This window comes from Sphingomonas sp. FG14 (genome assembly GCF_057809675.1).
In genome coordinates this window covers 1-23,046 of the sequence record NZ_JBMDKK010000001.1, presented here as the reverse complement: position 1 = coordinate 23,046, position 23,046 = coordinate 1, and the positions used below count along the sequence as shown (strand labels likewise).

The 23,046-nt window shown below is 65.1% G+C and carries 16 protein-coding genes, 1 tRNA gene, 1 pseudogene and 1 other annotated feature; of the genes and pseudogenes, 13 read left to right on the top strand and 5 right to left on the bottom strand.

Features of this window, described 5'->3' with window-relative positions; genetic code table 11:
• Positions 1-11 precede the first annotated feature (11 nt).
• Positions 12-1,244, top strand: a complete 1,233-nt coding sequence (gene tyrS, locus ACODTA_RS00090) for a tyrosine--tRNA ligase (RefSeq protein ID WP_489063609.1) — start codon at positions 12-14, stop codon at positions 1,242-1,244.
• Between the two features lie 101 nt (positions 1,245-1,345).
• Positions 1,346-1,699 (top strand): hypothetical protein, encoded by a 354-nt coding sequence (locus ACODTA_RS00085; protein WP_489063607.1) that lies wholly within the window; start codon positions 1,346-1,348, stop codon positions 1,697-1,699.
• A gap of 10 nt (positions 1,700-1,709) precedes the next feature.
• Here ACODTA_RS00085 and recG read toward each other — a convergent pair whose 3' ends face one another.
• On the bottom strand, positions 1,710-3,770 hold the full coding sequence (gene recG / locus ACODTA_RS00080; RefSeq protein ID WP_489063605.1) for an ATP-dependent DNA helicase RecG: 2,061 nt from the start codon (positions 3,768-3,770) through the stop codon (positions 1,710-1,712).
• 88 nt (positions 3,771-3,858) lie between these two features.
• Between recG and ACODTA_RS00075 the strand changes: the two genes are divergently transcribed.
• The 3 genes from ACODTA_RS00075 to ACODTA_RS00065 are packed head-to-tail and all read left to right on the top strand — an operon-like array spanning position 3,859 to position 8,247.
• Positions 3,859-4,125 carry an FAD assembly factor SdhE gene (locus tag ACODTA_RS00075; RefSeq protein ID WP_489063604.1) on the top strand — a complete coding sequence of 89 codons (267 nt, stop codon included), beginning with the start codon at positions 3,859-3,861 and terminating at the stop codon, positions 4,123-4,125.
• Between the two features lie 33 nt (positions 4,126-4,158).
• The gene (gene mfd, locus ACODTA_RS00070) at positions 4,159-7,632 is read left to right on the top strand and encodes a transcription-repair coupling factor (RefSeq protein ID WP_489063602.1); all 3,474 of its coding nucleotides are present in this window, start codon (positions 4,159-4,161) and stop codon (positions 7,630-7,632) included.
• Between the two features lie 60 nt (positions 7,633-7,692).
• Positions 7,693-8,247 carry a GAF domain-containing protein gene (locus ACODTA_RS00065; RefSeq protein WP_489063601.1) on the top strand — a complete coding sequence of 185 codons (555 nt, stop codon included), beginning with the start codon at positions 7,693-7,695 and terminating at the stop codon, positions 8,245-8,247.
• Here ACODTA_RS00065 and ACODTA_RS00060 read toward each other — a convergent pair whose 3' ends face one another.
• Positions 8,248-10,290, bottom strand: coding sequence for a putative bifunctional diguanylate cyclase/phosphodiesterase (locus tag ACODTA_RS00060; protein ID WP_489063600.1), 2,043 nt, complete (start codon positions 10,288-10,290; stop codon positions 8,248-8,250).
• Positions 10,291-10,398: 108 nt separating this feature from the next.
• On the opposite strand from ACODTA_RS00060, the gene moaA reads away from it, so the two are divergent.
• From moaA to ACODTA_RS00045, 3 genes are all read left to right on the top strand, one after another.
• Positions 10,399-11,412, top strand: coding sequence for a GTP 3',8-cyclase MoaA (gene moaA, locus ACODTA_RS00055; RefSeq protein ID WP_489063598.1), 1,014 nt, complete (start codon positions 10,399-10,401; stop codon positions 11,410-11,412).
• The gene (locus ACODTA_RS00050; protein ID WP_489063597.1) at positions 11,409-12,200 is read left to right on the top strand and encodes an NAD kinase; all 792 of its coding nucleotides are present in this window, start codon (positions 11,409-11,411) and stop codon (positions 12,198-12,200) included. The genes moaA and ACODTA_RS00050 overlap by 4 nt, the downstream gene beginning before the upstream one ends.
• 144 nt (positions 12,201-12,344) lie before the next feature.
• Positions 12,345-12,419: transfer RNA gene (locus ACODTA_RS00045), tRNA-Asn, on the top strand.
• Between the two features lie 376 nt (positions 12,420-12,795).
• Here ACODTA_RS00045 and ACODTA_RS00040 read toward each other — a convergent pair.
• Positions 12,796-15,423 (bottom strand): AAA family ATPase, encoded by a 2,628-nt coding sequence (locus ACODTA_RS00040; RefSeq protein ID WP_489063595.1) that lies wholly within the window; start codon positions 15,421-15,423, stop codon positions 12,796-12,798.
• Complete coding sequence (locus ACODTA_RS00035; protein ID WP_489063594.1) at positions 15,420-16,547, bottom strand: metallophosphoesterase family protein; 1,128 nt, start codon at positions 16,545-16,547, stop codon at positions 15,420-15,422. Before ACODTA_RS00035 ends, ACODTA_RS00040 begins: the two co-directional genes overlap by 4 nt.
• Positions 16,548-16,696: 149 nt before the next feature.
• On the opposite strand from ACODTA_RS00035, the gene ACODTA_RS00030 reads away from it, so the two are divergent.
• Entirely contained in the window at positions 16,697-17,179 is a 483-nt protein-coding gene (locus tag ACODTA_RS00030) for a hypothetical protein (protein WP_489063592.1), read from the top strand.
• Positions 17,180-17,189: 10 nt separating this feature from the next.
• Here ACODTA_RS00030 and ACODTA_RS00025 read toward each other — a convergent pair whose 3' ends face one another.
• On the bottom strand, positions 17,190-18,182 hold the full coding sequence (locus ACODTA_RS00025; protein ID WP_489063590.1) for a helix-turn-helix transcriptional regulator: 993 nt from the start codon (positions 18,180-18,182) through the stop codon (positions 17,190-17,192).
• Positions 18,183-18,246: 64 nt separating this feature from the next.
• Between ACODTA_RS00025 and ACODTA_RS00020 the strand changes: the two genes are divergently transcribed.
• The 4 genes and pseudogenes from ACODTA_RS00020 to ACODTA_RS00005 form a co-directional block, all read left to right on the top strand.
• Positions 18,247-21,582, top strand: a complete 3,336-nt coding sequence (locus tag ACODTA_RS00020; RefSeq protein ID WP_489063588.1) for a TM0106 family RecB-like putative nuclease — start codon at positions 18,247-18,249, stop codon at positions 21,580-21,582.
• 47 nt (positions 21,583-21,629) lie between these two features.
• Positions 21,630-21,890, top strand: a complete 261-nt coding sequence (locus tag ACODTA_RS00015; RefSeq protein WP_489063587.1) for a hypothetical protein — start codon at positions 21,630-21,632, stop codon at positions 21,888-21,890.
• A gap of 88 nt (positions 21,891-21,978) precedes the next feature.
• The gene (locus tag ACODTA_RS00010) at positions 21,979-22,515 is read left to right on the top strand and encodes a hypothetical protein (RefSeq protein ID WP_489063585.1); all 537 of its coding nucleotides are present in this window, start codon (positions 21,979-21,981) and stop codon (positions 22,513-22,515) included.
• A gap of 95 nt (positions 22,516-22,610) precedes the next feature.
• Positions 22,611-23,046, top strand: a pseudogene (locus ACODTA_RS00005) (transposase); the annotation flags it as partial.
• Positions 22,892-23,008: a sequence feature (AL1L pseudoknot), on the top strand. (Overlaps the previous pseudogene by 117 nt.)

Genomic DNA, 23,046 nt, shown 5'->3' with positions numbered 1-23,046 from the left:
CGCACCACGTCATGACCGAATATAAATCCGACCTTCTCCGCCTACTTCAGGAACGCGGCTATATCCACCAGATCACCGACGCGGCGGCGCTCGATGCGCTTGCCGTCAAGGAGGTCGTGCCCGGCTATATAGGCTTCGACGCGACCGCGCCGTCGCTCCATGTCGGCAGCCTGGTGCAGATCATGATGCTCCGCCGGCTTCAGCAGGCTGGGCACAAGCCGATCGTCCTGATGGGCGGCGGCACCAGCAAGATCGGCGATCCCAGCTTCAAGGACGAGGCGCGCCGCCTGCTCGGCGAGGACGCGATCGCGCACAATATCGCGGGCATCAAGCGCGTCTTCGAACGCTTCCTCCACTTCGGCGACGGCCCGACCGACGCGATCATGGTCGACAATGCCGATTGGCTGGACAAGCTGGAGTACATCCCCTTCCTGCGCGAAGTGGGCCAGCATTTCTCGGTCAACCGAATGCTCAGCTTCGACAGCGTCAAGCTGCGCCTCGATCGCGAACAGTCGCTGAGCTTCCTCGAATTCAACTACATGATCCTGCAGGGTTATGATTTCCGCGAACTCTCGCTGAAGCGGGGCTGCCGCCTGCAGATGGGCGGATCGGACCAATGGGGCAATATCGTCAACGGCATCGATCTGACGCGCCGGATGGACGGTGTCGAAGTGTTCGGCCTGACCACGCCGCTGATCACCACCGCCGATGGCGGCAAGATGGGCAAGACCGTCTCGGGCGCGATCTGGCTCAATGCCGACCAGCTTACGCCCTATGATTACTGGCAGTTCTGGCGGAACACGCATGACGGCGATGTCGGCCGTTTCCTGCGCCTGTTCACCGATCTGCCGCTCGACGAGATCGCCATGCTCGAAAAGGCGGAAGGCGCCGCGATCAACGACGCCAAGAAACGACTGGCCGATGAGGCGACCGCTTTGCTCCATGGCCGCGAGGCGGCGGAAGCGGCGGCGGAAACCGCGCATCGCACCTTCGTCGAGGGATCAGCCGGGGCCGACCTGCCGACGCTCGCGGTGCTGGAGGACGGGATCGCCATCGTCGACGCGCTTGTCGGCCTGGGTCTGGTCGCCTCCAAGGGCGAAGCGCGCCGGCTGATCAAGGGCGGCGGCGCGCGCGTCGATGGCGAAAAGGTGATCGACGAAGCGATGATCGTTTCGATCGGCGATTCACCGGTGCGGATCTCCGCCGGAAAGAAAGCGCACGGCGTTCTGACGGGCGTTTCTTAAGCTGCAAGCCATCACGGTAAGCGCTGCGTTAACCCGATAGCTACACCAGTCCTCAGCCTCGGAGGGTGCAATCCGGCACTAATCCGGGGGGAGACAGAATCGTGGCCGCACATCTGGCCCAGCATGTTTTTCAGGTTGATCAACGGCGCGCGCAACGCGACGAAATCTTCATCGCAACCCGAATCCGCCCCTGCTCGCCCCCCTTCGGCGATCCTGCCCCCGCCTATCTGCTCAACGTCTCGCGCTTCGGCTTCATGGCCCGCACCGAGCTTTCGCTGATCGACGGCAGCCTGATCTCGATCGAACTGCCCGAACTCGGCCAGCTCGTCGGCCGCAAGATCTGGTCGATGGAGCAGAATATCGGCGCCGAGTTCCTGGAAGCGCTCGATCCCACCGTCTATTTCAACCTGCTCGCAGCGATCGCGGCGGAACAGCGGCTTGCCGGGGCGGCTTAGGCCTCAGCAATCAGCCAGATCGCAGCAATCCCACCCCAGCGTCGCGATCGAACAGATAAAGTGCCGTCCGCGCCGCTTGCCCACGTGAAGCCTCCAGCCCGCCGTCGCGATCGACCAGCAGCCGCGCATCGTCGGTCGCCATCGGCAGCAGCGACTGGATGTGCTCGGGCGTGGCAAGCCGGAAACGCGCTTCGCCCGACTGGCGGGTCCCCAATATCTCGCCGGCGCCGCGCAGCCGCAGATCCTCTTCGGCAATGCGGAAACCGTCATTGGTTTCCCGCATCAGCGCAAGCCGCGCGCGCGCCGTCTCGCTGAGCCCGTTTCCACGCAGCAACAGGCACACCGAATGGCCGGTGCCCCGCCCCACCCGGCCGCGAAGCTGGTGAAGCTGCGCCAGCCCGAACCGGTCCGCCCCCTCGACGATCATCAGCGTGGCATTGGGCACGTTCACGCCGACTTCGATCACCGTGGTCGCGACAAGGAGTTGGGCGTCCGCGCGCTGGAACCGCTCCATGACCGCGTCTTTTTCCGGTCCCTTCATCCGGCCATGGACCAGCCCGACGCGATCACCGAACCGGGCCTGCAATGCCTCGGCACGCGCTTCGGCGGCTGCGAGATCGCTATTCTCGCTTTCTTCGACCAATGGACACACCCAATAAGCCTGCCCGCCGCCCGACAGGTGCCGCGCCACCCCGTCGACGATCTCGGGCAGACGCTGGTCTGACATCACGCGCGTGTCGATCGGCTGCCGCCCGGGCGGCATCTCGTCAAGCCGGCTGATATCCATCTCGCCATATTGCGTCAGCGTCAGCGTGCGCGGGATCGGCGTCGCGGTCATAACGAGCAGATGTGGTGGCCGTTCCGCCTTTTGCGCCAGCAGCAACCGCTGCGCGACGCCGAACCGGTGCTGCTCGTCGATCACCGCAAGGCCCAGCGCTTTATAGTTCACCGCATCCTGGAAGATCGCGTGGGTGCCGATCAATATGTCGATCGATCCGTCGGCCAACCCCATCAGCGTCGATTCGCGCGCGCGGCCTTTGTCGCGGCCGGTGAGCACCGCCACCGTCACCGGCAGGCCCGACAATTCCTTCGAAATCGTCTCATAATGCTGGCGCGCCAGAATTTCGGTGGGCGCCAGCAGCGCGCCCTGGGCACCTGCCTCGACCGCCGTCAGCAACGCCATCAGCGCAACCAGCGTCTTGCCCGAACCGACATCTCCCTGCAGCAGCCGCAGCATTGGCCGCTCCTGCGCCATATCGCCCTCGATCTCGCCGACCGTCCGCTGCTGTGCGCCGGTCGGCGCGTAAGGCAGATTCAGCATCGCGCGCAGCCGGCCATCACCCCGCAAGGCCCTGCCCCGGCGCCGGCGCGCCGATGCGCGGACCAGCATCAGGGCAAGCTGATTGGCGAAGATCTCGTCATAGGCCAGACGTTCGCGCGCCATCGCGTCCGACGGATCAGCATGGAGGCGCACCAGCGCCTCGCGCCAGCCCGGCCACCCCCGTTTTTCGAGCACGCTGGGCTCGATCCATTCGGGAAGATCGGGCGCACGCGCCAGCGCCTGTTCGGCCAGTTGCGCGAGCCGCTTGCCGGTCAGGCCCTCGGAGAGCGGATAGACCGGCTCACGCTCGGGCAGCGCCCCGGCCTCTTCAGGCGGCAGCACATGATCGGGATGCACGATCTGGAGCTGCTGGCCATAGCTTTCAAGCTTGCCGGACACGATGCGCGGCTCGCCCAGCGGCAGCAGCTTCTTCGCCCAGCCCGGATTGCCGCCGAAATAGACCAGGCTCACCACATCGCCGTGCCGATCCACCGCCTGCACCCGAAACGGCCCGCGCGGCCCGCCCTGGCGGTAATCGGTGGGAGTGAGCAGGATCGTGACGATCTGCCCTTCCAGCCCCTCTTCCAGCGCTTCGATCGGCCGGCGATCGATCCAGCCGCTGGGCAGGTGAAAGGCGACATCGATCGCGCGCGCCAGGCCGAGCCGTTCCAGCGGGCGGGCGAGCTGGGGCCCGACACCTTTCAGCGCCGTGATTTCGGCGAACAGCGGATTGAGAATATCGGGTCGCATCGTTAGTGACCCGCTTATAGCTCAGCCGGCAGGCGTATCCAGTCGCCCGCCGGCCAATTCCTGTCTGCCCATCCAGTTCGGAACACTCATGGACCGCGAAACCCGCCTGAAACGCCTCTCCTTCCGCGCATGGCATCGCGGCACCAAGGAAGCCGATCTGCTGATCGGCGGCTTTTTCGATACCTATTCGGCCGGCTGGAGCGACGAACAGATCGCCTGGTTCGAAATCCTGATCGAGGAAGAGGATGTCGAGATCATGGCTTGGGCGATCGGAACCCTGGCCGTTCCGGAACGCTATCAAGGCCCGATGATGGCGGAGATGCAGACGCTGACCTATATCCCGGTCGCACGATGACGACAGGGCAGACGGAGACGGACACCGCGCATCGTGGCTGATTTCAACACCATCCTTTCGGCGCGTTCCCCGCTCACGCTGGCCGGCGCGCCCGCCGGATTCCTGCCCTGGATGGTCGCGGACCTGGCGCGCGCCGCGTTCGCGCAGGGCAGCCGGCGGCTGGTGTTCGTCGCATCCGACGATGTCGCGATGCGCGCGATCGTCGACGCAGCGAACTATTTCGCACCCGAACTCGAGACGCTCGGATTTCCCGCGTGGGATTGCCTGCCCTATGACCGCGCCTCGCCATCGCTACGCGCGACATCCGAACGGCTGGCGACGCTTCACGCGCTCCAGCGTGGCCTCACGCGGCCGCAGATCCTGGTCACCACCATCAATGCGGTCACCCAGCGCACGCTGACACCGTTCCGCATCCGCCAGCTCGTCGCTACGCTGGCGCCGGGCGAGCGCATCGACCGCGACGATCTGGCAACCTTGCTTCAGGCCAATGGCTATGTCCGCACCGATACCGTCGCCGATGCCGGCGAATATGCGGTGCGCGGCGGGCTCGTCGATCTGTTCCCTTCCGGCGAGGAACAGGCGCTGCGCCTCGACTTTTTCGGTGACGAGATCGAAAGCGTCCGCCGCTTCGATCCCGCGGACCAGCGCACCACCGGCCGCGTCGACGGCTTCACCCTGCTGCCCGCCTCCGAGGCTCTGCTCGATCCCGACAGTGTCAAGCGCTTCCGCAGCCGCTATCGCGAGATCTTCGGCGCCACCGCGACGGGTGATCCGCTGTATCAGGCGGTGTCGGAGGGGCGGCGTCTGGCCGGCATGGAACACTGGCTGCCGCTGCTGGAGGAAAAGCTCGCCAGCCTGTTCGACCATATCGGCAAGGATGCCGTCGTCGTCCGCGATGCCGGCACGGTGGCCGCCGCCGAACAGCGCTTCGAGGCGATCGCAGACTATCACGCCAATCGAGAGCGCGCCCAGTCGGGCGATCCGGGCAGCTATCGCCCGATCGCTCCGACCGCGCTGTATCTTGATGCGGCGGAATGGAGCGAGCATCTGGCGCGCGCGCCGATCCACCTGGCCACGCCTTTCCACGAACCCGAAAGTGCGACCGTCATCGACTTCGGCGTCGATGGCCCGCGCGATTTCGCGCCCGAGCGCGCGCAGAACGCCAATGTCTACGAAGCCGTCGCGGCCCATGCCGCCACGCTGCGCAAGGCCGGCCGCAAACTGGTGCTCGCCAGCTATTCGGAAGGCGCCCGTGAGCGTCTCGGCGGCCTGCTCGGCGATCATGGGCTGAAAGGCGCCATCCCGGCGGCGAACTGGCAGGAGGCATTGGGCGCCGCCGCCTCGGGTGTCGCACTGGTCGTGCTGCCGCTCGACCATGGCTTCACCGCGCCCGACGTCGCAGTGCTCACCGAGCAGGACATGCTCGGCGACCGGCTCGTCCGCCGGCAGAAGCGTCGCAAAAGTGCGGACGCCTTTCTCAATGAGCTGGCGACGCTCAGCCCCGGCGACCTTGTCGTCCATGTCGACCACGGCATCGGCCGCTATGAGGGCCTGACGCAGATCCCCGTCGGCCAAAGCCCCCATGATTGCGTCGCGCTCGAATATGCCGGCGGCGACAAGCTCTACGTGCCGGTCGAGAATATCGACGTGCTGTCGCGCTACGGCGCGGACAGCGAGAATGCGACGCTCGACAGGCTGGGCGGCGAAGCCTGGCAGCGGCGCAAGGCGCGGATGAAGGAACGCATCCGCGAGATCGCCGGCGAATTGCTGGCGACCGCGGCCAAGCGCGCGCTGCGCCCCGCGCCCGTGTTCGAAGCGGATGCCGGCAGCTACGCCGCCTTTGTCGATCGCTTCCCCTATCAGGAGACCGACGATCAGGACCGCGCGATCGGCGATGTGTTCGGCGATCTCGCCGCCGGCACGCCGATGGACCGGCTGGTGGTGGGCGATGTCGGCTTCGGCAAGACCGAGGTCGCGCTGCGCGCCGCGTTCGTCGCCGCCATGGCGGGGCAGCAGGTCGCGGTCGTCTGCCCCACCACGTTGCTCGCGCGCCAGCACGCGATGAACTTCACCGAACGCTTCCAGGGCTTTCCGCTGAAAGTGGGCCGGCTATCCCGACTGGTTCCGGCCGCCGAGGCGAAGGCGGTCAAGGAGGGGCTGGCCGACGGAACCGTCGATATCGTCGTCGGCACCCATGCGTTGCTCGCCAAGGGCATCGACTTCAAGCGCCTTGGCCTGGTGATCGTCGACGAGGAGCAGCGCTTCGGCGTGACGCACAAGGAGCGGCTGAAAGCGCTCAAGAGCGACGTCCATGTGCTGACGCTGACCGCGACGCCGATCCCGCGCACCTTGCAGATGGCGATGTCGGGCCTGCGCGAGCTGTCGGTGATCCAGACCCCGCCGGTCGACCGGCTGGCGGTGCGCACCTATGTCATGCCCTGGGACCCGGTGGTGCTGCGCGAAGCGCTGCTGCGCGAACGTTATCGCGGCGGGCAGAGCTTCTTCGTCACGCCGCGCATCGCAGACCTGCCCGATATCGAGGCGTTCCTGCGCGATGAAGTGCCCGAGATCAGCTATATCGTCGCGCACGGCCAGATGGCGCCGGGCATGGTCGAGGAGCGCATGTCCGCCTTTTACGACCGGCGCTACGACGTGCTCGTTTCCACCACCATCGTCGAAAGCGGGCTGGACATTCCCAGCGCGAACACGCTGATCATCAACCGGGCCGACCGGTTCGGGCTGGCGCAGCTCTACCAATTGCGCGGCCGGGTCGGCCGATCCAAGATTCGCGCCTATGCCTATATGACGACGACCGTCGAGCGGCTGATGACCGAAAGCGCGGAGAAGCGGCTGAAGGTGCTGTCCGATCTCGACAGCCTGGGCGCCGGATTCCAGCTCGCCAGCCACGATCTCGACATTCGCGGCGCCGGCAACCTGCTGGGCGACGAGCAGTCGGGCCATATCAAGGAAGTCGGCTTCGAACTCTACCAGTCGATGCTGGAGGATGCGATCCTGGAGGCGAGGGCCGGCGGCGCCGGGCTGGAAGCGCCGCGCGAGGCCTTCTCGCCGCAGATCAATGTCGACGCGCCGATCCTGATCCCGGAGGAATATGTTCCCGATCTCGATCTGCGCATGGGCCTGTATCGCCGCCTCAACGAACTCGACGACAGCCAGGGCGTCGAATCCTTCGCGGCCGAACTGATCGACCGTTTCGGCAAATTGCCCGATGCGACCGAGAATCTGCTGCGCGTGATCGAAATCAAGCTGAACGCCAAGCGCGCCTGCATCGCCAAGATCGATGTCGGGCCGCGCGGCGCGCTCGTGACCTTCCACAATGACAGCTTCCCGAACATCCCCGCCCTGCTCGCCTATGTCGAGCGCCTGCAGGGCACGGCGAAGTTGCGGCCGGACAACAAGCTGGTGATCACGCGCGCATGGAACGATCCCAAGGCTCGCCTCCACGGCGCGCTCCAACTTTCCAAGGGCTTGGCTAAAGCGGCTGCTTGACTCGGGCTTGCACGGTTTTTTAACCTTCTCCCGACAGCATGTTCGCGGGGGCGAAATAGAGTGGACGGACCGGTTTCAGCCGAACGCTGGACGAAATTGCTTGCGACGATCGATGCGCTGAAAAAGGCGGATACGATCGCGGAGGTCGTTGACCTCGTGCGTGCTTCGGCGCGTGCGATCGCGGCCGCCGACGGCATCACCATCGTCCGCCGCATTGGCGCGCGGGTCCATTATATCGCCGAGGATGCGGTAAGCCCGCTCTGGACCGGGCAGGATTTTCCGATCGAGCAATGCGTTTCGGGTCTGGCGATGCTGACGCACGAAACGATCCTGATCTCCAATATCACGCTCGATCTGCGTGTTCCCCAGCATCTCTATCTGCCGACCTTCGTGCGCAGCATGGCGATGTTCCCAGTTGGGATCGGCGAACCGATCGCATCGATCGGCCTTTATTGGAAACGCACGGGCCGGATCGACGACGAGACGGTCGCGCTGTTCGAATCGCTCGCACGATCGATGGGAGCGGTGCTCTACAATCTCGACAATATCGATCATGCGACAAATTACTGCGCAGGACGGCGCACGCCATGGGGTGCGTCGCCAGCCATGGGCTGATCAGCCGAACTGATCGACAAGCTCGGCCAGCCGCGCGCTGTCGACAGGGCCGGAACACAGGAAACCCTGATAATAATTGCAGCCCTCACGCGCGAGCAGCGCGAGCTGGCTGGCAGTCTCCACCCCCTCCGCCACCACGCTGAGACCGAGCGAGCGCGCCATCTCGATCACGCCACGCACCACCACGCGATCACGGCTTGACCCTTCGATATCTTCCGCAAGCTTCTTGTCGATCTTCAGATAATCGAGCGGCAAGGCCTTCAAATAGGCGAGGCTGGAATAGCCGGTGCCGAAATCGTCGATCGCGACACGGCAGCCGCCGGCGCGCAGCGCCGCGAGCAGCGCCGCCGCCTGCCCCAGATCCTCGATCAGCCCGCTTTCGGTGATCTCCACGGTCAGGCGCCCGCGCGGGAATCCGCTCTCGTCGATCATCGCCAGGAACCGCTCGGCAAAGTCAGCGACCGCGATGTCGGCGGCGGTGACGTTGACTGAAAGGCGCAATGTCGAAAGCCGTTCGGGCCAAGCCGCGGCGAGCGCGACGGCACGGCGCTGGATATGCTCCGAAAGCGGCAGCAGATAGTCCGATCGCTCAGCAGCAGCGAACAGCGTCGACGCCCCGAGCTCGCCCAGTTCCGGATGCCGCCAGCGCGCCAGCGCCTCGACACCGTCGATCCGGCCCGTCGTGACCGAAATCTGCGGCTGGAACATGATCTCGATCTCGCGCTGGTCGAGTGCGCGCCGCAAATCGACCTCCAGCCGGCTCCCGAGCGCGACCGCCACCGCCTCCGCACCGCCGATGGTGCGCACCGTGCCGCTTTCGCCCGTCTTGGCCTCCGCGAGCGCGGCGCTCGCGCGGCGCATCAGTCCGGTCACATCGTCCCCCGAATCTTGCGAGGTTGCCATGCCGATGCGACATCCGAGTGGCACCATATGTTCGCCGGAAACGAACGGACGCGTCAGTGCGCGGGCGATCTCGTCGGCGAGCAATCGCGCGCGCTCGGCCGGCTCCCCCTCCTCCAGACCGATCGCGAATTCCGCGCCGGCGACACGCGCGACCATCGCCGTCCGTCCCCCCGCCCCCATCGCGAAGCGCTCTATCTGCCGCGCCGCCGACCGCATCAGCCCGTCGCCGGTTTCGCGCCCGAACGCCGCGTTGATCATGTCGAAACGGCTGACCGAGAGCAGCATCAGCGTCACCGGTGTTCCTGCCTTCAACCGCGTTTCTAGCCAGCGCCGCGCGGCGATCCCGTCGCGGAGCCCGGTCAGCGCATCGCGCCGCCCCCGTGTTTCCGGCTCGTCCGCCACATCAAGCGGCTCGATACTGCCGATGACGCCGCCGCCCGGATCGATATGAAGGTGATGCGCGACATGCTCGCCCGAGGGCAGCCGATGCGCGAACGCCGTGGTTCGGGTTCCAGCCTGCCTTAGCCGGCCAAGCGCCGTGCGCGCGGCTGCGCGCCCTTCCATATCGAGCAGATGATAGAGCGACATGAGCCCGTCCGCCCTGGATGTCGCGAGACCAATTCGCGCCCGCAACGGTTCCCCCAGCGTTACGCCAACGCCTGGCGCATACCGCCAGCCCAGCCCGCCATCGCCTTCGGCAAGTGCCCGATTCCGGGCGTGCCAGCCGCCGGACAGGCGATCGCTGTGCCGTTCGGCAAAACGCAGCGCCTGCGCGAACTCGGCCTCACCGAACGGGCTGGCGAGATAATGGGTCGCGCCTGCCGCGAACAGCGCATCCAGCGCGCCGATATCGTTGCGCCCGACAATGACGAGCAACGCTCCGGCATTCGCTTCGACGGGATCGGCAAGCGCGCGTGTCGCTGCCAGCCCCTCCGCAGGAGAACCGCGCGTGTCCACCACCGCCACCACAGCGCCGCTTGCGATGAAACGGCGCTCGGCCCCTTCCGGCCGACGCGCCGCGATCGCCCGCCACCCCGCCTTTTCCGCCGATGTCGCCAGAGCATCGCGATGCCGGAACGACAGGAGGAACAAGGGCGCGGGCTGAGACGGCTGCGGCAGATCCGATACGGCTATGGTCACGCGGCCCCCCTCGCCGCAAAAAGATTAGTTGCGGACCCTAGCAAGGCCCATGGCCAGCGCAATCGCCTTTGTCTTGCCGGAACGGGGTGCAACGCCTAGTTGTGGGACATGCAGACGGCCAGTTCATCGCCGAACTCGCTCACCGACGGCCTTGGCCGCCGGATCACCTATTTGCGCCTCTCGGTCACCGATCGCTGCGACATGCGCTGCCGCTATTGCATGTCGGAAGCGATGACCTTCATGCCGCGCGTAAAGATCCTGAGCCTGGAGGAGATGGAGACGATCGCCGATCGCTTCATTGCACGGGGCATCCGCAAGATTCGGCTGACGGGCGGCGAACCATTGGTACGGCGCGGTCTCGATCGCGTCGCCCGTCATATCGGCGGCCATATCGGCGCCGGGCTCGACGAGTTGACGCTGACGACCAACGGCAACCGGCTCGACGAAATGGCGGAAACGCTGTTCGATGCGGGCGTTCGGCGAATCAATGTCAGCATCGACAGCCTGAACCCCGACCGTTTCCGCCACATCACGCGCTGGGGCGACATAGATCGTGTCCTTCGCGGCGTCGCGGCCGCCAAGGCGGCGGGCCTCGCGATCAAGATCAACATGGTCGCGCTCAAGGGGCTCAACGAGGACGAGATTGAACCGATGCTGCGCTGGTGCGGAGATCAGGGATTCGGCCTGACGCTGATCGAAACCATGCCGCTGGGCCAGGTCGAGGAGGACCGCACCGACCGCTTCCTGCCGCTGACCGAAGTGCGGGCAAGGCTCGCGGAACGCTTTACCTTGAAACCGGTCGATTTCAGCACCGGCGGTCCCGCGCGCTATAGTCTGGTCGAGGAACTGGGCGTCCGCCTGGGGCTGATTTCTCCGCTGACACGCAATTTCTGCGACGGCTGCAACCGCGTCCGCCTGACAGCCTCCGGCAAGCTCTATATGTGCCTGGGCCATGACGACCGCGTCGATCTGAAGCAGGCACTGAACGAGGGCGGAATCGATGCGCTCGACACCGCGATCGATACGGCGCTGCGGCTGAAACCGGCACGGCATGATTTCCGGATCGACACGCGCGGTCAGTCGCCCGCGGTGGAACGTCATATGAGCGTCACCGGCGGATGACCCAACCCGAGTCCTGGGCCGAAAAGACGCGCGGCCTGATCGTGTCCCCCACCGAGGCCGCGCAAAAGGCGGCGAAGGAGCTGCGCGAAATCTATCAGTGGGTGGAACCGGAACGCGCCGACATGCTCGTCGTGCTGGGCGGCGACGGCTTCATGCTCCAGACTCTCCACCAGATGCTGGAGCGGCGGCGGATCGTGCCGGTCTTCGGCATGAATCTGGGCACCGTTGGCTTTTTGATGAACGAGTGGCGGCCGGATCATCTGGAGATGCGGCTGGCGCGGACGAAAATGTTCAGCGTGACGCCGCTGCGCATGGACGCCACGACGATCGACGGGAAAACCGTTTCGCTGCCAGCGATCAACGAAGTCTCGCTGCTGCGCGAAACCCGCCAGACCGCAAAGATCGAAGTCGCGGTGAACGGCAAGCCGGTCATTCCAGAACTCGTGTGCGACGGTGTGCTCGTCGCCACGCCCGCCGGCTCCACCGCCTATAATTATTCGGCGCAGGGCCCGATCCTGCCGCTGGGTTCGACACTGCTCGCGCTCACCCCGATCAGCCCGTTTCGGCCGCGCCGCTGGCGCGGCGCCATCCTGCCGGAAAAGTCGCGCTTCGGTTTCACGGTCCTCAACCCAGCCAAGCGCCCGGTCAGCGCCGTCGCCGACCAGCGAGAGATTCGCGACGTCGCCAAAGTGGAAGTCGCGATCGACCGTTCCGCGACGCTCAGCCTGATGTTCGACCCCGAACACGCGCTGGACGATCGCATCGCGATGGAACAGTTCGCGATCTGAGGATTCGGCACGATTCGTGACCACCGACAAATCTGCACATAAATTCAAGTAAATTCAGTTATTTAGCTATTATTTGAAGATATCACGATCCGGCGCTTGCCAACCGGCGAATCTCGCTGCTATAGGCCCGCCTCCGATCAGTGTTCCCCGGTAGCTCAGCGGTAGAGCATCCGACTGTTAATCGGACGGCCGCCTGTTCGAATCAGGCCCGGGGAGCCACACTCTTTAAGAGTGGTTTTTTGCGCGTAATTTCAACGCTTTAGCGTATGAAAGCGCCAAAGAGACCAAATCCCGCTTCCCGCAAACCACTGAATTTGCATTATTTTTTGTTCATATCCAAACTGGCGTGACCGAGTGAGATGTGAACAATTTTGCGATGCACAGATGGGCCTTTGGGGACGCGGCTTTCCGCCTTTCCCGACCCATGTCAGCCGCTCAATGGCAATTATTCCGATCTTAGCTGCGGACCGTCAGCCATTTTGATTTCTGCCCACCAATGTGGCCGCCAGCCCTGAAACATATCCCAATTTTTAAGGGGGATCACTGACGATCACCTCGGACGAAATTCCGGAGCGATATCACGAAAGGAGGAGTCTCATGCGATCGCGATCCGATTTGCCTCGACGTGTCGGAAGGCGTGAGACCTGCAGGTCAGAAGGATGACCTGCATTCGCCGCGAGGCTTCCAGCAGCATGTTCGTCATCACCTCCAACCGGACGTCGTCGGAGTAGACGAGCGGGTCGTCGAGGATGAGCGATATCGGCGCGCCGTCCTCTAGCAGAAGGTCGGCGAACGCCAACCTAGTGAGGATCGCGAGCTGCTCCTGTGTCCCGCGGCTGAGGTCGCCGCAGGACTCGTCGACCCCTGCGCGAGTAACCGACGCGAGGCCAAGCTCGTCATTGAACGTAAGTTCGGAGCCAGGAAGGAGCTGCTGGATGTAGGTGGCGGCACGCCGTGTGACTGGGGCGAGGAAGGTGCGCGAGGCCACATTCGCCGCGTCGGTGAGCGCCGCCCTCAAGGCAGCGAGCGTGTCGGCTTCTTGCATGAGGCGGTCGCACGCGGCGATCGCCGACTGCTCGTCCTCGCGAGCTTCGTTGAGCCTGCCGGCGGGACCCGTCGGACCGGCGCGCGCAACGGTCGCTTCCAGGACAGCGACGCGCCCGGTCAGATCCAGGCGTTCAGTGCCCGCCTGATTAGCAGCGCGATCGATATTGGAGATGCGTCGCCGGATGGTGTCGATGTTGAACGCTCCCGCGTTCGCCCTCGCGCTCTCGAGCTCCTCGGCCCTGCCCGCGCGGTTGCGCTGAGCTTCGGCCAGTGCGGCATCGAGCGTGGCGCGATCGCCGTGAGTGAGGACCTCATTCAGCTGGCTACCCGCGCCCTCGATCTCTCGGGTCGCGGATGCGAGCTCCGCATTGGCCGTCGCAAGATGGGCCTCTAGGCGCGACAGTGCGCCGCGGCTCTCCTCGTGGCTACCGGTAGCGGAGGCTTCGGCCAGACGTGCGTCGTTGACGGCACGTTCGAGCGCCTCGATGTCGTCGCCGGGCGCAATCGCTGGGGCGACGTCCTCGTCCAACTGCGCGACGAATGCGCGGAGTGCCTCGGCCCCAGCAACGAGGCCGATGGTCGGATCCCCGGGGCACGCGGCTGCGATCTGGAGGCGGAGCGCCTGCAACTCACGGCTCGCAGCTGCGGCCCGCTCGTTTCGCGCGACGCCAGCCGAATGCGACGCGAGACCGAGCTCGCGCAGGGCTGCCGCCAGTTCGTCCTTCGCTGCCGCAAGGTCGGCCTCCAGCGACCGACCCGAACCCTCCGGAGGCCGCACCAAGAGCCCACCGGCCGAGCCGATGTCGAAACGCGTCACGCCGACGAGGTCGAAGCTGGTTGCCTCGCTCTCCTCACCATCGATGCGAAGCGAAACCCCCCCGGCGAGCTCGAAATCCACCTTCACCGTGCCGGCCTCGAACCGCGCTCGCGCCTGCATCTCGGCCCGCTCGAGTCCAAGGACCCGGTCGAGACGGCCGGCGTCAATGGCATCCTCGGCCTCGCCTACGAGCGTCCGCTCTCGCTCCTCAAGGCTGGCTAGCGCGTTGCGCGCGTCGATGGCCCGGCGAGCACTGGACGCGGCCGCAAAGTCGCGGGCACGGCCCCGCGCCTCGGTCAGTGCCTTCTCATGCTGCTCACGCTCGGTCCTCGTCGCGTCGAGTTTCGTCCGGAGGACCCTCTCTTCTTCGACCGCAGCGTCGAATTTCGCCTTGGCTGTCTCCCTCGCGCTGGTCTTAGCCATGAGCGTTTCGCTCGCCTCAGTGACACGGAGCTCAGCGGCGTCGAGCTGCGCGATATGGGACGCTGCGGTCTTAGCGATCTCATCGACGCGCCCGTGCTCTGCCTCGGCGGCGGTGACACGGAGCGCAGCGGTCTCTGCGGTCCTGAGGTCTTCCTCGAGCCCGCGGCGCTGCTCGGCCTGTGCCGGATCGTCGATGTCCCGCTGCACGATCCGAAGTCGAGCCCGCGACGCTTCAAGGTCCGTGAGGGCCTGCTCATACTCCCGGAAGGAAGCCTCTGCCTGCTGTCGCGCCTCCGCCGTCTCAACGATCCGCGCCTCGGCGGCGGACAGGGCGCCGCGTGAACGACCGGTCGACGTGCGCAGCGCGCCGTAGTCGGCCTCGACCTTTGCGCGGATCGCGTCGAAGCGCCGCCCCCCGGTCACCGCACCGACCTCCGCCTCGAGGACACCACGCACCGTGTCCCGCACGAGCCGATTCGGACTCTCTACGCCCAGTGCACTGGCCTGCGCGACCCAGAGAAGGCCAAGGGGGCCGCGCGTTTCGGGATCGCTGCCGCGATTGTTGCCGCGCTCGAATCCAAGGAGATCTTGTAGGGCCTCCTCGGCCGCATCGCTTTCGCGACGGCTGCCCGCTCCGCTCAGCTTTGCGAAGGGCGACCGCACGAACTGCTTCTCCAGCGTCCAGCTCGTTCCCTTCGCCGTGAAGCCGACCGACACGCGGGGCGCGACGCTATCGCCGATGGGGACATACGACCGGACTAGCTCGGTGTTGGCCGAATGGCGGACGAAGAGAGCGGCCCGCAGGGCCTCCAGCAGCGTCGACTTGCCGGTTTCGTTCGGCTCGACGACGATGTTCAGGCCGCTGGTGAACCCCTCGATCCGGAGCGGGTCGCGGAACTTGCGGAAGTTGGAGACTTCCAGGAAGTCGAGGATCATCGTGCGTCCTCCGTGTTGAACCGCATCGCCTCTACGTAGAGACGCTCAAGCGCCGCGCGGGCGATCTGGACATCCACCCCGCCTGCATCGACCCGAGCCTGAAGCGACGAGGCCGCGCCCGCCAATGCCCCTTGTATGTCGATCTCGGCGATATCCTCGGGGGTAGGCCTGGCTATGAGCCCATCGAGATCGAGGTCGAGGTGCCGGAGTTCGTGCGCGAGCCGCCCCTCGAGCTGCGACATGATCGCGACGCGATCGGATAGGCTGGCCACACCGCTCAGCTTCAAGGACAGCAGCACGTCCGACAGCCGTCCCTGATCGCGCAGTGTCGTCATCTCGCGATCTAGGTCTTCGATCGTCGACACGTCCCATCGATGCGACAGCCACCGGTAGCGCCCCGTCTGGATACGTTCGATCTGAGGGGCGTCGCCGGAACGCAACGTGACGCAGATGCATGAGCCCGGCGTATCACGCCCGAAGCGATCCACCTCAGGTGTGCCACTGTAGGCAGTACGATCGCCGATCGTCATGTGACCGTGCCAGTCACCGAGCGCGAGATAGCCGAGGTTGGACAGCCGGGCGCGGTCTGGTGGAATCAGGTTCGTGCTCTCGCCGGTGGCGCCGAACTCGGTGATCGACCCGTGCGCTAGGCCGATGCGCAGCGCGCCAGGGGGCGTCTCCATGTCGGTCATGGCGGCGGTCGGGTCCGCAACTGTTCGGCGGTGCTCCAGGGGCGCCGGCAGAAGCCAAGCCCCCTCTTCCATCTCGACGGCATTCGGCGTGTCCAAGATACGCACGCCGGTTGGTTCGAGCCGTCGGATTCGGTCCCACAGCCCGCCGGGTCGGGCGTGGTCGTGGTTGCCGGGCATGAGCCACCAGGTCACGGGTGCGCGCTGCATGCGCAGTAGCGCTTGGCTGACGACGCGATCACCCGGCTCGACGTTGTCGAACACGTCGCCCGCCACGACGACATGCGCGGCTCCATTGGTGGCCGCGACCTCGGCGAGGCGGTCGATCACGTCCAGCCTAGCTTCGCCGAGTGCCGCACTAACCTCCTGCGGGAAGCGCCGGAACGGCTTGCCGAGCTGCCAATCTGCCGTGTGGATGAACTTGATCGTCGCCACGAATCACTCCCCCATTGGGTCCCCTGCACTATCCTATTCCAGGGTGACAGATTCTGTCATTCCAAGCCTGTAGAATTGTAACCAGCCGCGATCGTTAGGTTAGCTCACGGTGAGCCACCCACGATCCGGCCTGTTCTGAAAGGAAATAGATGATTGAAATCAATGAACTCGAATACGCCTCGCCATCAACCACGCAGCCCGGCTCGCTGCTGATCCATGCCGCCAAGGCCCCGAACCAGACCGCAATGCTGATGATCGGCGGTGGCGGTCCGCGCAATGCGCTCACGATTGGCGATGGCGAACGTGCGTTCCGGATCATCAATGGCCATGGCGGACATGGTCCGTTTCTCAGGGTCATCAATCCGCGCTTCGTGGTCGATCCGGCAAGTGCCCTCAACGGCTTCGACAGCTCACCTGACCTCGGAACGCTGTTCCTCTCCCCTGCCGGGATGGGAATCGTCGCGCTCGCAGATCACATGGAAGTGGGTGCCTTGCTCGATGGAACGCTCACCGGAGGCATTGATTACAGTGCCTTCGCCGGCTTCCGCCGCTGGCGCATCGAGATCGGCGATCCCGCCAAGCCGCATGTCCTGTTCAACTACCGTGACAGCAGCCTGGACGGGGCCAGCTAGCATCCCTCGATCAGGGTAGTGCCGGGAACGTCCGGCGGAAGTCGTGGACCATGTCGCGAAGTGCGACCGGGGACACGACCTCCACTGCGTCACCCCAAGAGTAGAGGTGCCAAGTCATCTCGAGATGTCCGGACGCGTGGAAACGGACGATCAGCGACCCGTCGGGTGCCTCCTCGGTCGTCTGGGTGGGATGGAAGGTGTAGCGGCGGGCGTGCGCTGCGGCGTCCGGTCTGAACCGCCAAACTACCTCACCATGCTCCTTCTCGCTCTCGTATGAGGCGAACCCTTTCTCGGCGTGCCGCTTCAGATTGAAGCCGGGATCGATTTCAAAGATCTCGTCGAGCATCTCCGCGTGGTAGATCTCCTCCACCCGGTAGTGCTGCAGTCTCGCCTTCGGGCCCTTGGCGGTGTCTCGCGCCACGAGGTATCGGCGGACGCCTAGCAGCAGCCCATGCGGAGCCACCACACGCTCGCTCGGCGCATCCTCATCGCGCTTCCGGTATCGGATGCGCAACAAGCACGGTCCTTTTAAAGCGTCGTAGATTGCTTCGACGACTTCCTCGTCGGCGGCAGGCTGCGGGCCAGGGCGGGCGGCATGGCCCAGGGCCTCGGCGACGGCTTCGCGATCGACGTCCAGCCGCGTTCCCTTTTCAGGCGGAATGAGCGCCTTCACCTTGCGTTCGAGGCCGCGCGCGAGTGCGACCTCCTTCTTCATGCCGGCATGCTCGAGCTGGGAGATCGCCTCTCCTAGCGCTACGAGCTCGTCCGAAGTCGGTGTGATCAGTTGAGCTATGTGCTGTGCGTGGATCCGCCAGCGCGCACGACGGTCGTCACCGATCCAATGTTCGGTCTGCTTGAATGTGTCCTGCAGCGCGTTCGTCCACCGCTGGGCTGTGCGCTCGGAGCATTTGAACTCTTCTATGATATCATCGAGAGTGATCCCGCGCCGGCCTGTCGCAAGCATTGCCAGTTTCAGCAGTTCTTGGGCCTTCGCCAACGACATATGAATTCCCCGACAGATTCTGTCACCCACTTATGCTACATGTTAGGGCGAAGGGGAATCACCAATGCGTGTGCTCGATGGACAGCTTCGGCTATCGGCCTCGGACCTTATGCGGTTCAAGGGCTGCCGACACGCAACCACGCTCGACCTACGCCTCATGGAGGTCGGTGACATCGAGCCGGCTGCTGACGACGACGAGGCGCTCCTGCTCCAGCGCCAGGGCGACGCGCATGAGCTCGCGTTTCTCGATCAGCTTCGCGCGTCCGGGCGCTCGGTGATCGAGATCCCAAAGGACGGCATCCCGCTCGAACGGTCCGTCGAGCTGACGGTTGAGGCCATGCGCAAGGGGCCGGACGTGATCTTCCAAGGTGCCCTGCTCGGCGGGGCTTGGGGCGGATACTCCGATTTCCTCGAACGTGTCGACCGGCCCTCCTCGCTAGGCGACTGGTCCTATGAGGTCGTCGACACGAAGCTGAAGCGCAAGCCGGACCCCAAGCACGTCCTGCAGCTCTCGCTCTACTCGGACCTCATCGCTGACGTGCAGGGCGCGCGGCCCGAAGCCGCACACCTGCAGCTCGGAGATGGCTCCCGCTTCACCGTTCGCCTGGCCGACGTCGCGTCCTATGCGCGCCATGCCCGCACCGTCTTCGAGACCTTCCTGAGCGAGCGACCGGAGACCCAGTCCGACCCCGTCTCGGGTTGCAGCCTGTGCCGATGGAAGGATCATTGCCGTGCTGAGTGGGAGGCGACCGACAGCCTCTCGCTGGTGGCTGGCATCAGCAAGTCCCAGCGTGGCAAGATCGAGGCGGCCGGCGTTGCGACGCTGACCGCACTCGCGCAGGTGGAAGTGCACATTCCGAAGCTCGCGCCCGAGACGCAGGAGCGGCTGAAGACGCAGGCCAGGTTGCAGATGGCCCGCCGGGCCGGCGGCCCTCCCGGGTTCGAACTCCGCGACTTCCAGCCGGGCAAGGGCTTCGGCCTCATGCCAGAGCCAGACGACGGTGACCTGTTCTACGACATCGAGGGCGATCCCTATTACGAGGGCGGCCTTGAGTATCTTCATGGCGTCTGGTTCCGCGAGGCGGGCGAATGGACCTTCCGCGCCTTCTGGGCGCACGACCGCGAGGCTGAAGGTCGCGCGGTGGCGGAGCTGCTCGATTTCTTCGTCGATCATCTGCGCCGCCATCCCAGGGCACGGATCTACCACTACGCCAACTACGAGATCGCTGCGCTCCGCCGCCTTACCGCCGAGCATCGCGTCGGCGAGGCGGCGATGGATCAGCTGCAGCGCGAGCGGCGCTTCATCGACCTCTTCAAAGTCGTGTCCGGCGCGCTAATCGCGTCGGAGAAAGGGTATTCAATTAAGGACCTCGAGGCCTTCTACATGGAGAAGCGCGACGCCGACGTGGCGACCGCTGGCGCAAGCGTCGTCTTCTACGAGAACTGGCGCGAGAGCGGTGACGACGAGCTTCTCACCAAGATCCACGACTACAACCGGACGGACTGCATCTCGACGCAGCTTCTCCGCGACTGGCTTGTGCGCGATGTCCGGCCTGCCGGGATGCCGTGGCCTCAGCTCGGCGAGCTGCCCGATGCCGGTGCGCTCTCGAACATAGACGCCGAGGACGCAGAGGTGGAGGCGCTGCGGCAGCGCCTCACGCCCGTCCGCGCACGGCTGGGCGACGAGGTCGCCGGTCTCCTGCTGGACCTGAACTTCTTCCACAAGCGCGAGGATAAGCCCGCGTGGTGGGCGATCTTCGATCGACTTGCGCAGGAGAGCGAGGAACTGGTCGATGACTTGGAGTGCATCCAGGGTCTGGAGGCCATCGGCCTCCCGGTGAAGGTGACGGCCAAGTCCTTCGAGCGGACATACCGCTTCCCGCCGCAGGAGACCAAGCTGCGGGCGGGCAAGAAGCCGTGCGTGAAGCCGTCGGCGATGCCGGAGGATGTGGAACTACGGGAGATTGACGCAGAGGCCGGCACCCTGGTGCTACGGCGCTCGACCGCCAAAGGCCCCCTACCCGACCGGCTCGACCTGATCCCGGCCAAGCCGATCGCGAATGGCGCCCTCCGCGCTGCCGTCGCAGCGGTGACCGAGGAGATCATCGGTGACACGGGTCAGGCTCGCGCCGTCGAGCAACTTTTGACGAGGGAAGCCCCCTCGTTCCGGGACGGTCCGCGTCCAGACGGCATCATTGATACCGGAGGCGACCTGCCGTCTCAGACAAGCGATGCGATCGCCGCCATGGACGCGACGACGCTTGCGATCCAGGGACCGCCCGGCACAGGTAAGACCTATGTCAGCGCCCTGTCGATCGTCGACCTCGTGCGATCGGGCAAGCGCGTCGCCGTCTCGTCGAACAGCCACAAGGCGATCGGCAACCTGCTGGAGGCGATCGCGAGCCGCGCGGCAGCTGAGGGAGTTCCGTGCCGTGTGGTGCAGAAGGCGGCCGATGATGGTGATGAGGACGCTCATCCCGGGGTAGTCTTCGTCACCAACAACGATGCCCCTGAGGTTGCGAGTGCGCACGTAATGGGCGCGACCGCCTGGCACTTCGCTCGCTACAAGGCACCCGCGTTCGACTACCTGTTTGTCGATGAGGCCGGTCAGGTCTCGCTCGCCAACATCCTGTCGATGTCCCGTGCCGCCCGTAACCTGGTGCTGGTCGGCGATCCGATGCAGCTCCCGCAGCCGCTGCAGGGCACACATCCCGGCCGTAGCGGGGAGTCGTGCCTGGAATATCTGATCGACGGGCACCGGGTTGTTCCGGGCGATCGCGGCATTTTTATGCCGGTCAGCCGACGCATGCACCCCTCCGTCTGCAGCTACATCTCGGCAGCCGTCTACGAGGACCGCCTCCACTCCGACGACGCGGCCGGCAACCAGGATCTACGGACGGTCGATGGCACATCCTTGGTGGGTACCGGGGTGCGAGCAGTCTCCCATCTGGGGCGATCGCAGGTCAGCCCCGAGGAGGTCGACGCCATTCAGGCACAGATCGCCAAGGTGATCGGCTCGACGTACCGGTCGCGCGAAGGTGCCGAGCGGATCGTGGGCAACGCGGACATCCTCGTTGTCGCGCCCTACAACGCTCAGGTGAATGCGCTGCGCGCCGCCCTTCCCGCCTCGATCCGCGTGGGGACGGTCGACCGCTTCCAGGGCCAGGAGGCGCCGATCTGCCTGGTGTCGATGACGACATCGAGCGGTGAGGAGCTGCCTCGCGACATTGCCTTCCTGTTTTCGCTCAACCGCATCAACGTGGCTGTCTCCCGCGCTCAGGCCTCAGCTGTCGTGTTCGCGAGCCCGCTTCTACTGGAGACGCCGTGCAGGACGGTGCCGGAGATGATGCTCGTCAACGCGCTCTGTCTGTTGCGAGAACATGGGGGTGACAGCTTCTGACGCCCACGCGTGCAAAAAGGTCTCTATCGGACGAAGGAGACAAGCTCATGGCCTACTGGGATATGGAACTGCGCCACATCGTCGATGTTGACGGGCAACTGCTGGCGATCGACGCCGAGGTTATCGACACTGCATCGCTTCTTACGAAGGCCAATCGACCGGCCGATCGCCAGCTTTGGATGGTTCGGGCCGGCGAGCGCTTCGAGGTCCAGCCCCGACAGCTCCTGCGCCTTTCGCAAAACGAGGTTCTATTCTTCGAGACGAGCACAGTCGGTCGGGTCAACACGAATCAACGACTGGCTGCCTGATACGAACCATACTACGTGCCGAGGCACATTCGGCGCGAGATGGCTTGTCATCAGGTGGATCAATTTCGAACCTGAGAGGGACTGAAGGATGGGTCTGGCATACGAAGATCTGGACGACACGACGCGTCGCTTGATGCGCCTGGAGATCGAGTCCGACATCGCGAACGGCACGATCTACATAAGCAACTACCTGAACCCGCAGGGCTGTGACTCATGGCCGCGACTGCTTATCGAAGCCGCATCGAGCGGGAGCGACGACAGTCTTGCAGCGGCGATACGCCGAGATGGTTGCCTGAAGTCTCACTATGACCGCCGAAAGCCGAAGGGCGGCTACACGTCTGCCGCGGTTCCATACAACGCCCATGAGACGATGGGAGAAGGCGAGTTCAACCGTTACTACTGCAGGGGTCTGTGCAGACGGGCGCTCGAAGAGGGCATCACGGTTCTCGAGGTCTACCGAGCGAAGGCGGTTGCTGACCCCCGGCCAACCTCGCAAGCCAAGCTCGGTCAGCTTGTGGATCCCGCGACCGTCCTCGCGGACCTGCGCCAGACTCAAGGCGTAGAGCCAGCCCTTGGACTTCCTCCAGGTCCGAACTCAGGAGTGACCCTTCGCATCAAGCGCTGAGACGAAAGGCTCAGCCCTGGCGCACTCTTTGCGATCCCGTTCTGAACCGCCCCGGGATTGTCGGAGGCCCTAACTCCTGAGAGTGAGGGTCTACGATGAGCAAGACGACGAACAAGTTTGCGCCTGAGGTTCGTGAGCGGGCGGTCCGCATGGTGCTGGACCACGAAGGCGACCATCCGTCCCGCTGGGCGGCGATTACATCCATTTCCGAGAAGATCGGCTGTTCGGGACACACGCTGCTGGAGTGGGTGAAGAAGGCCGAGGTGAACAGCGGCAAGCGAGCCGGCGTGCCCGCCGATGTTGCTGACAGGCTCAAGGCGCTGGAGCGCGAGAACCGCGAGCTGCGTCAGGCCAACGAGATCCTGCGCAAGGCGTCGGCATATTTTGCCCAGGCGGAGCTCGACCGCCCGTTCAAGCGATGATCGCGTTTATCGACGAGCATCGCGGTGACTATGGGGTCGAGCCGATCTGCCGGGTTCTGCCGATCGCCCCATCCACCTACCATGAGCACCTGGCGCAGCGGCGCGATCC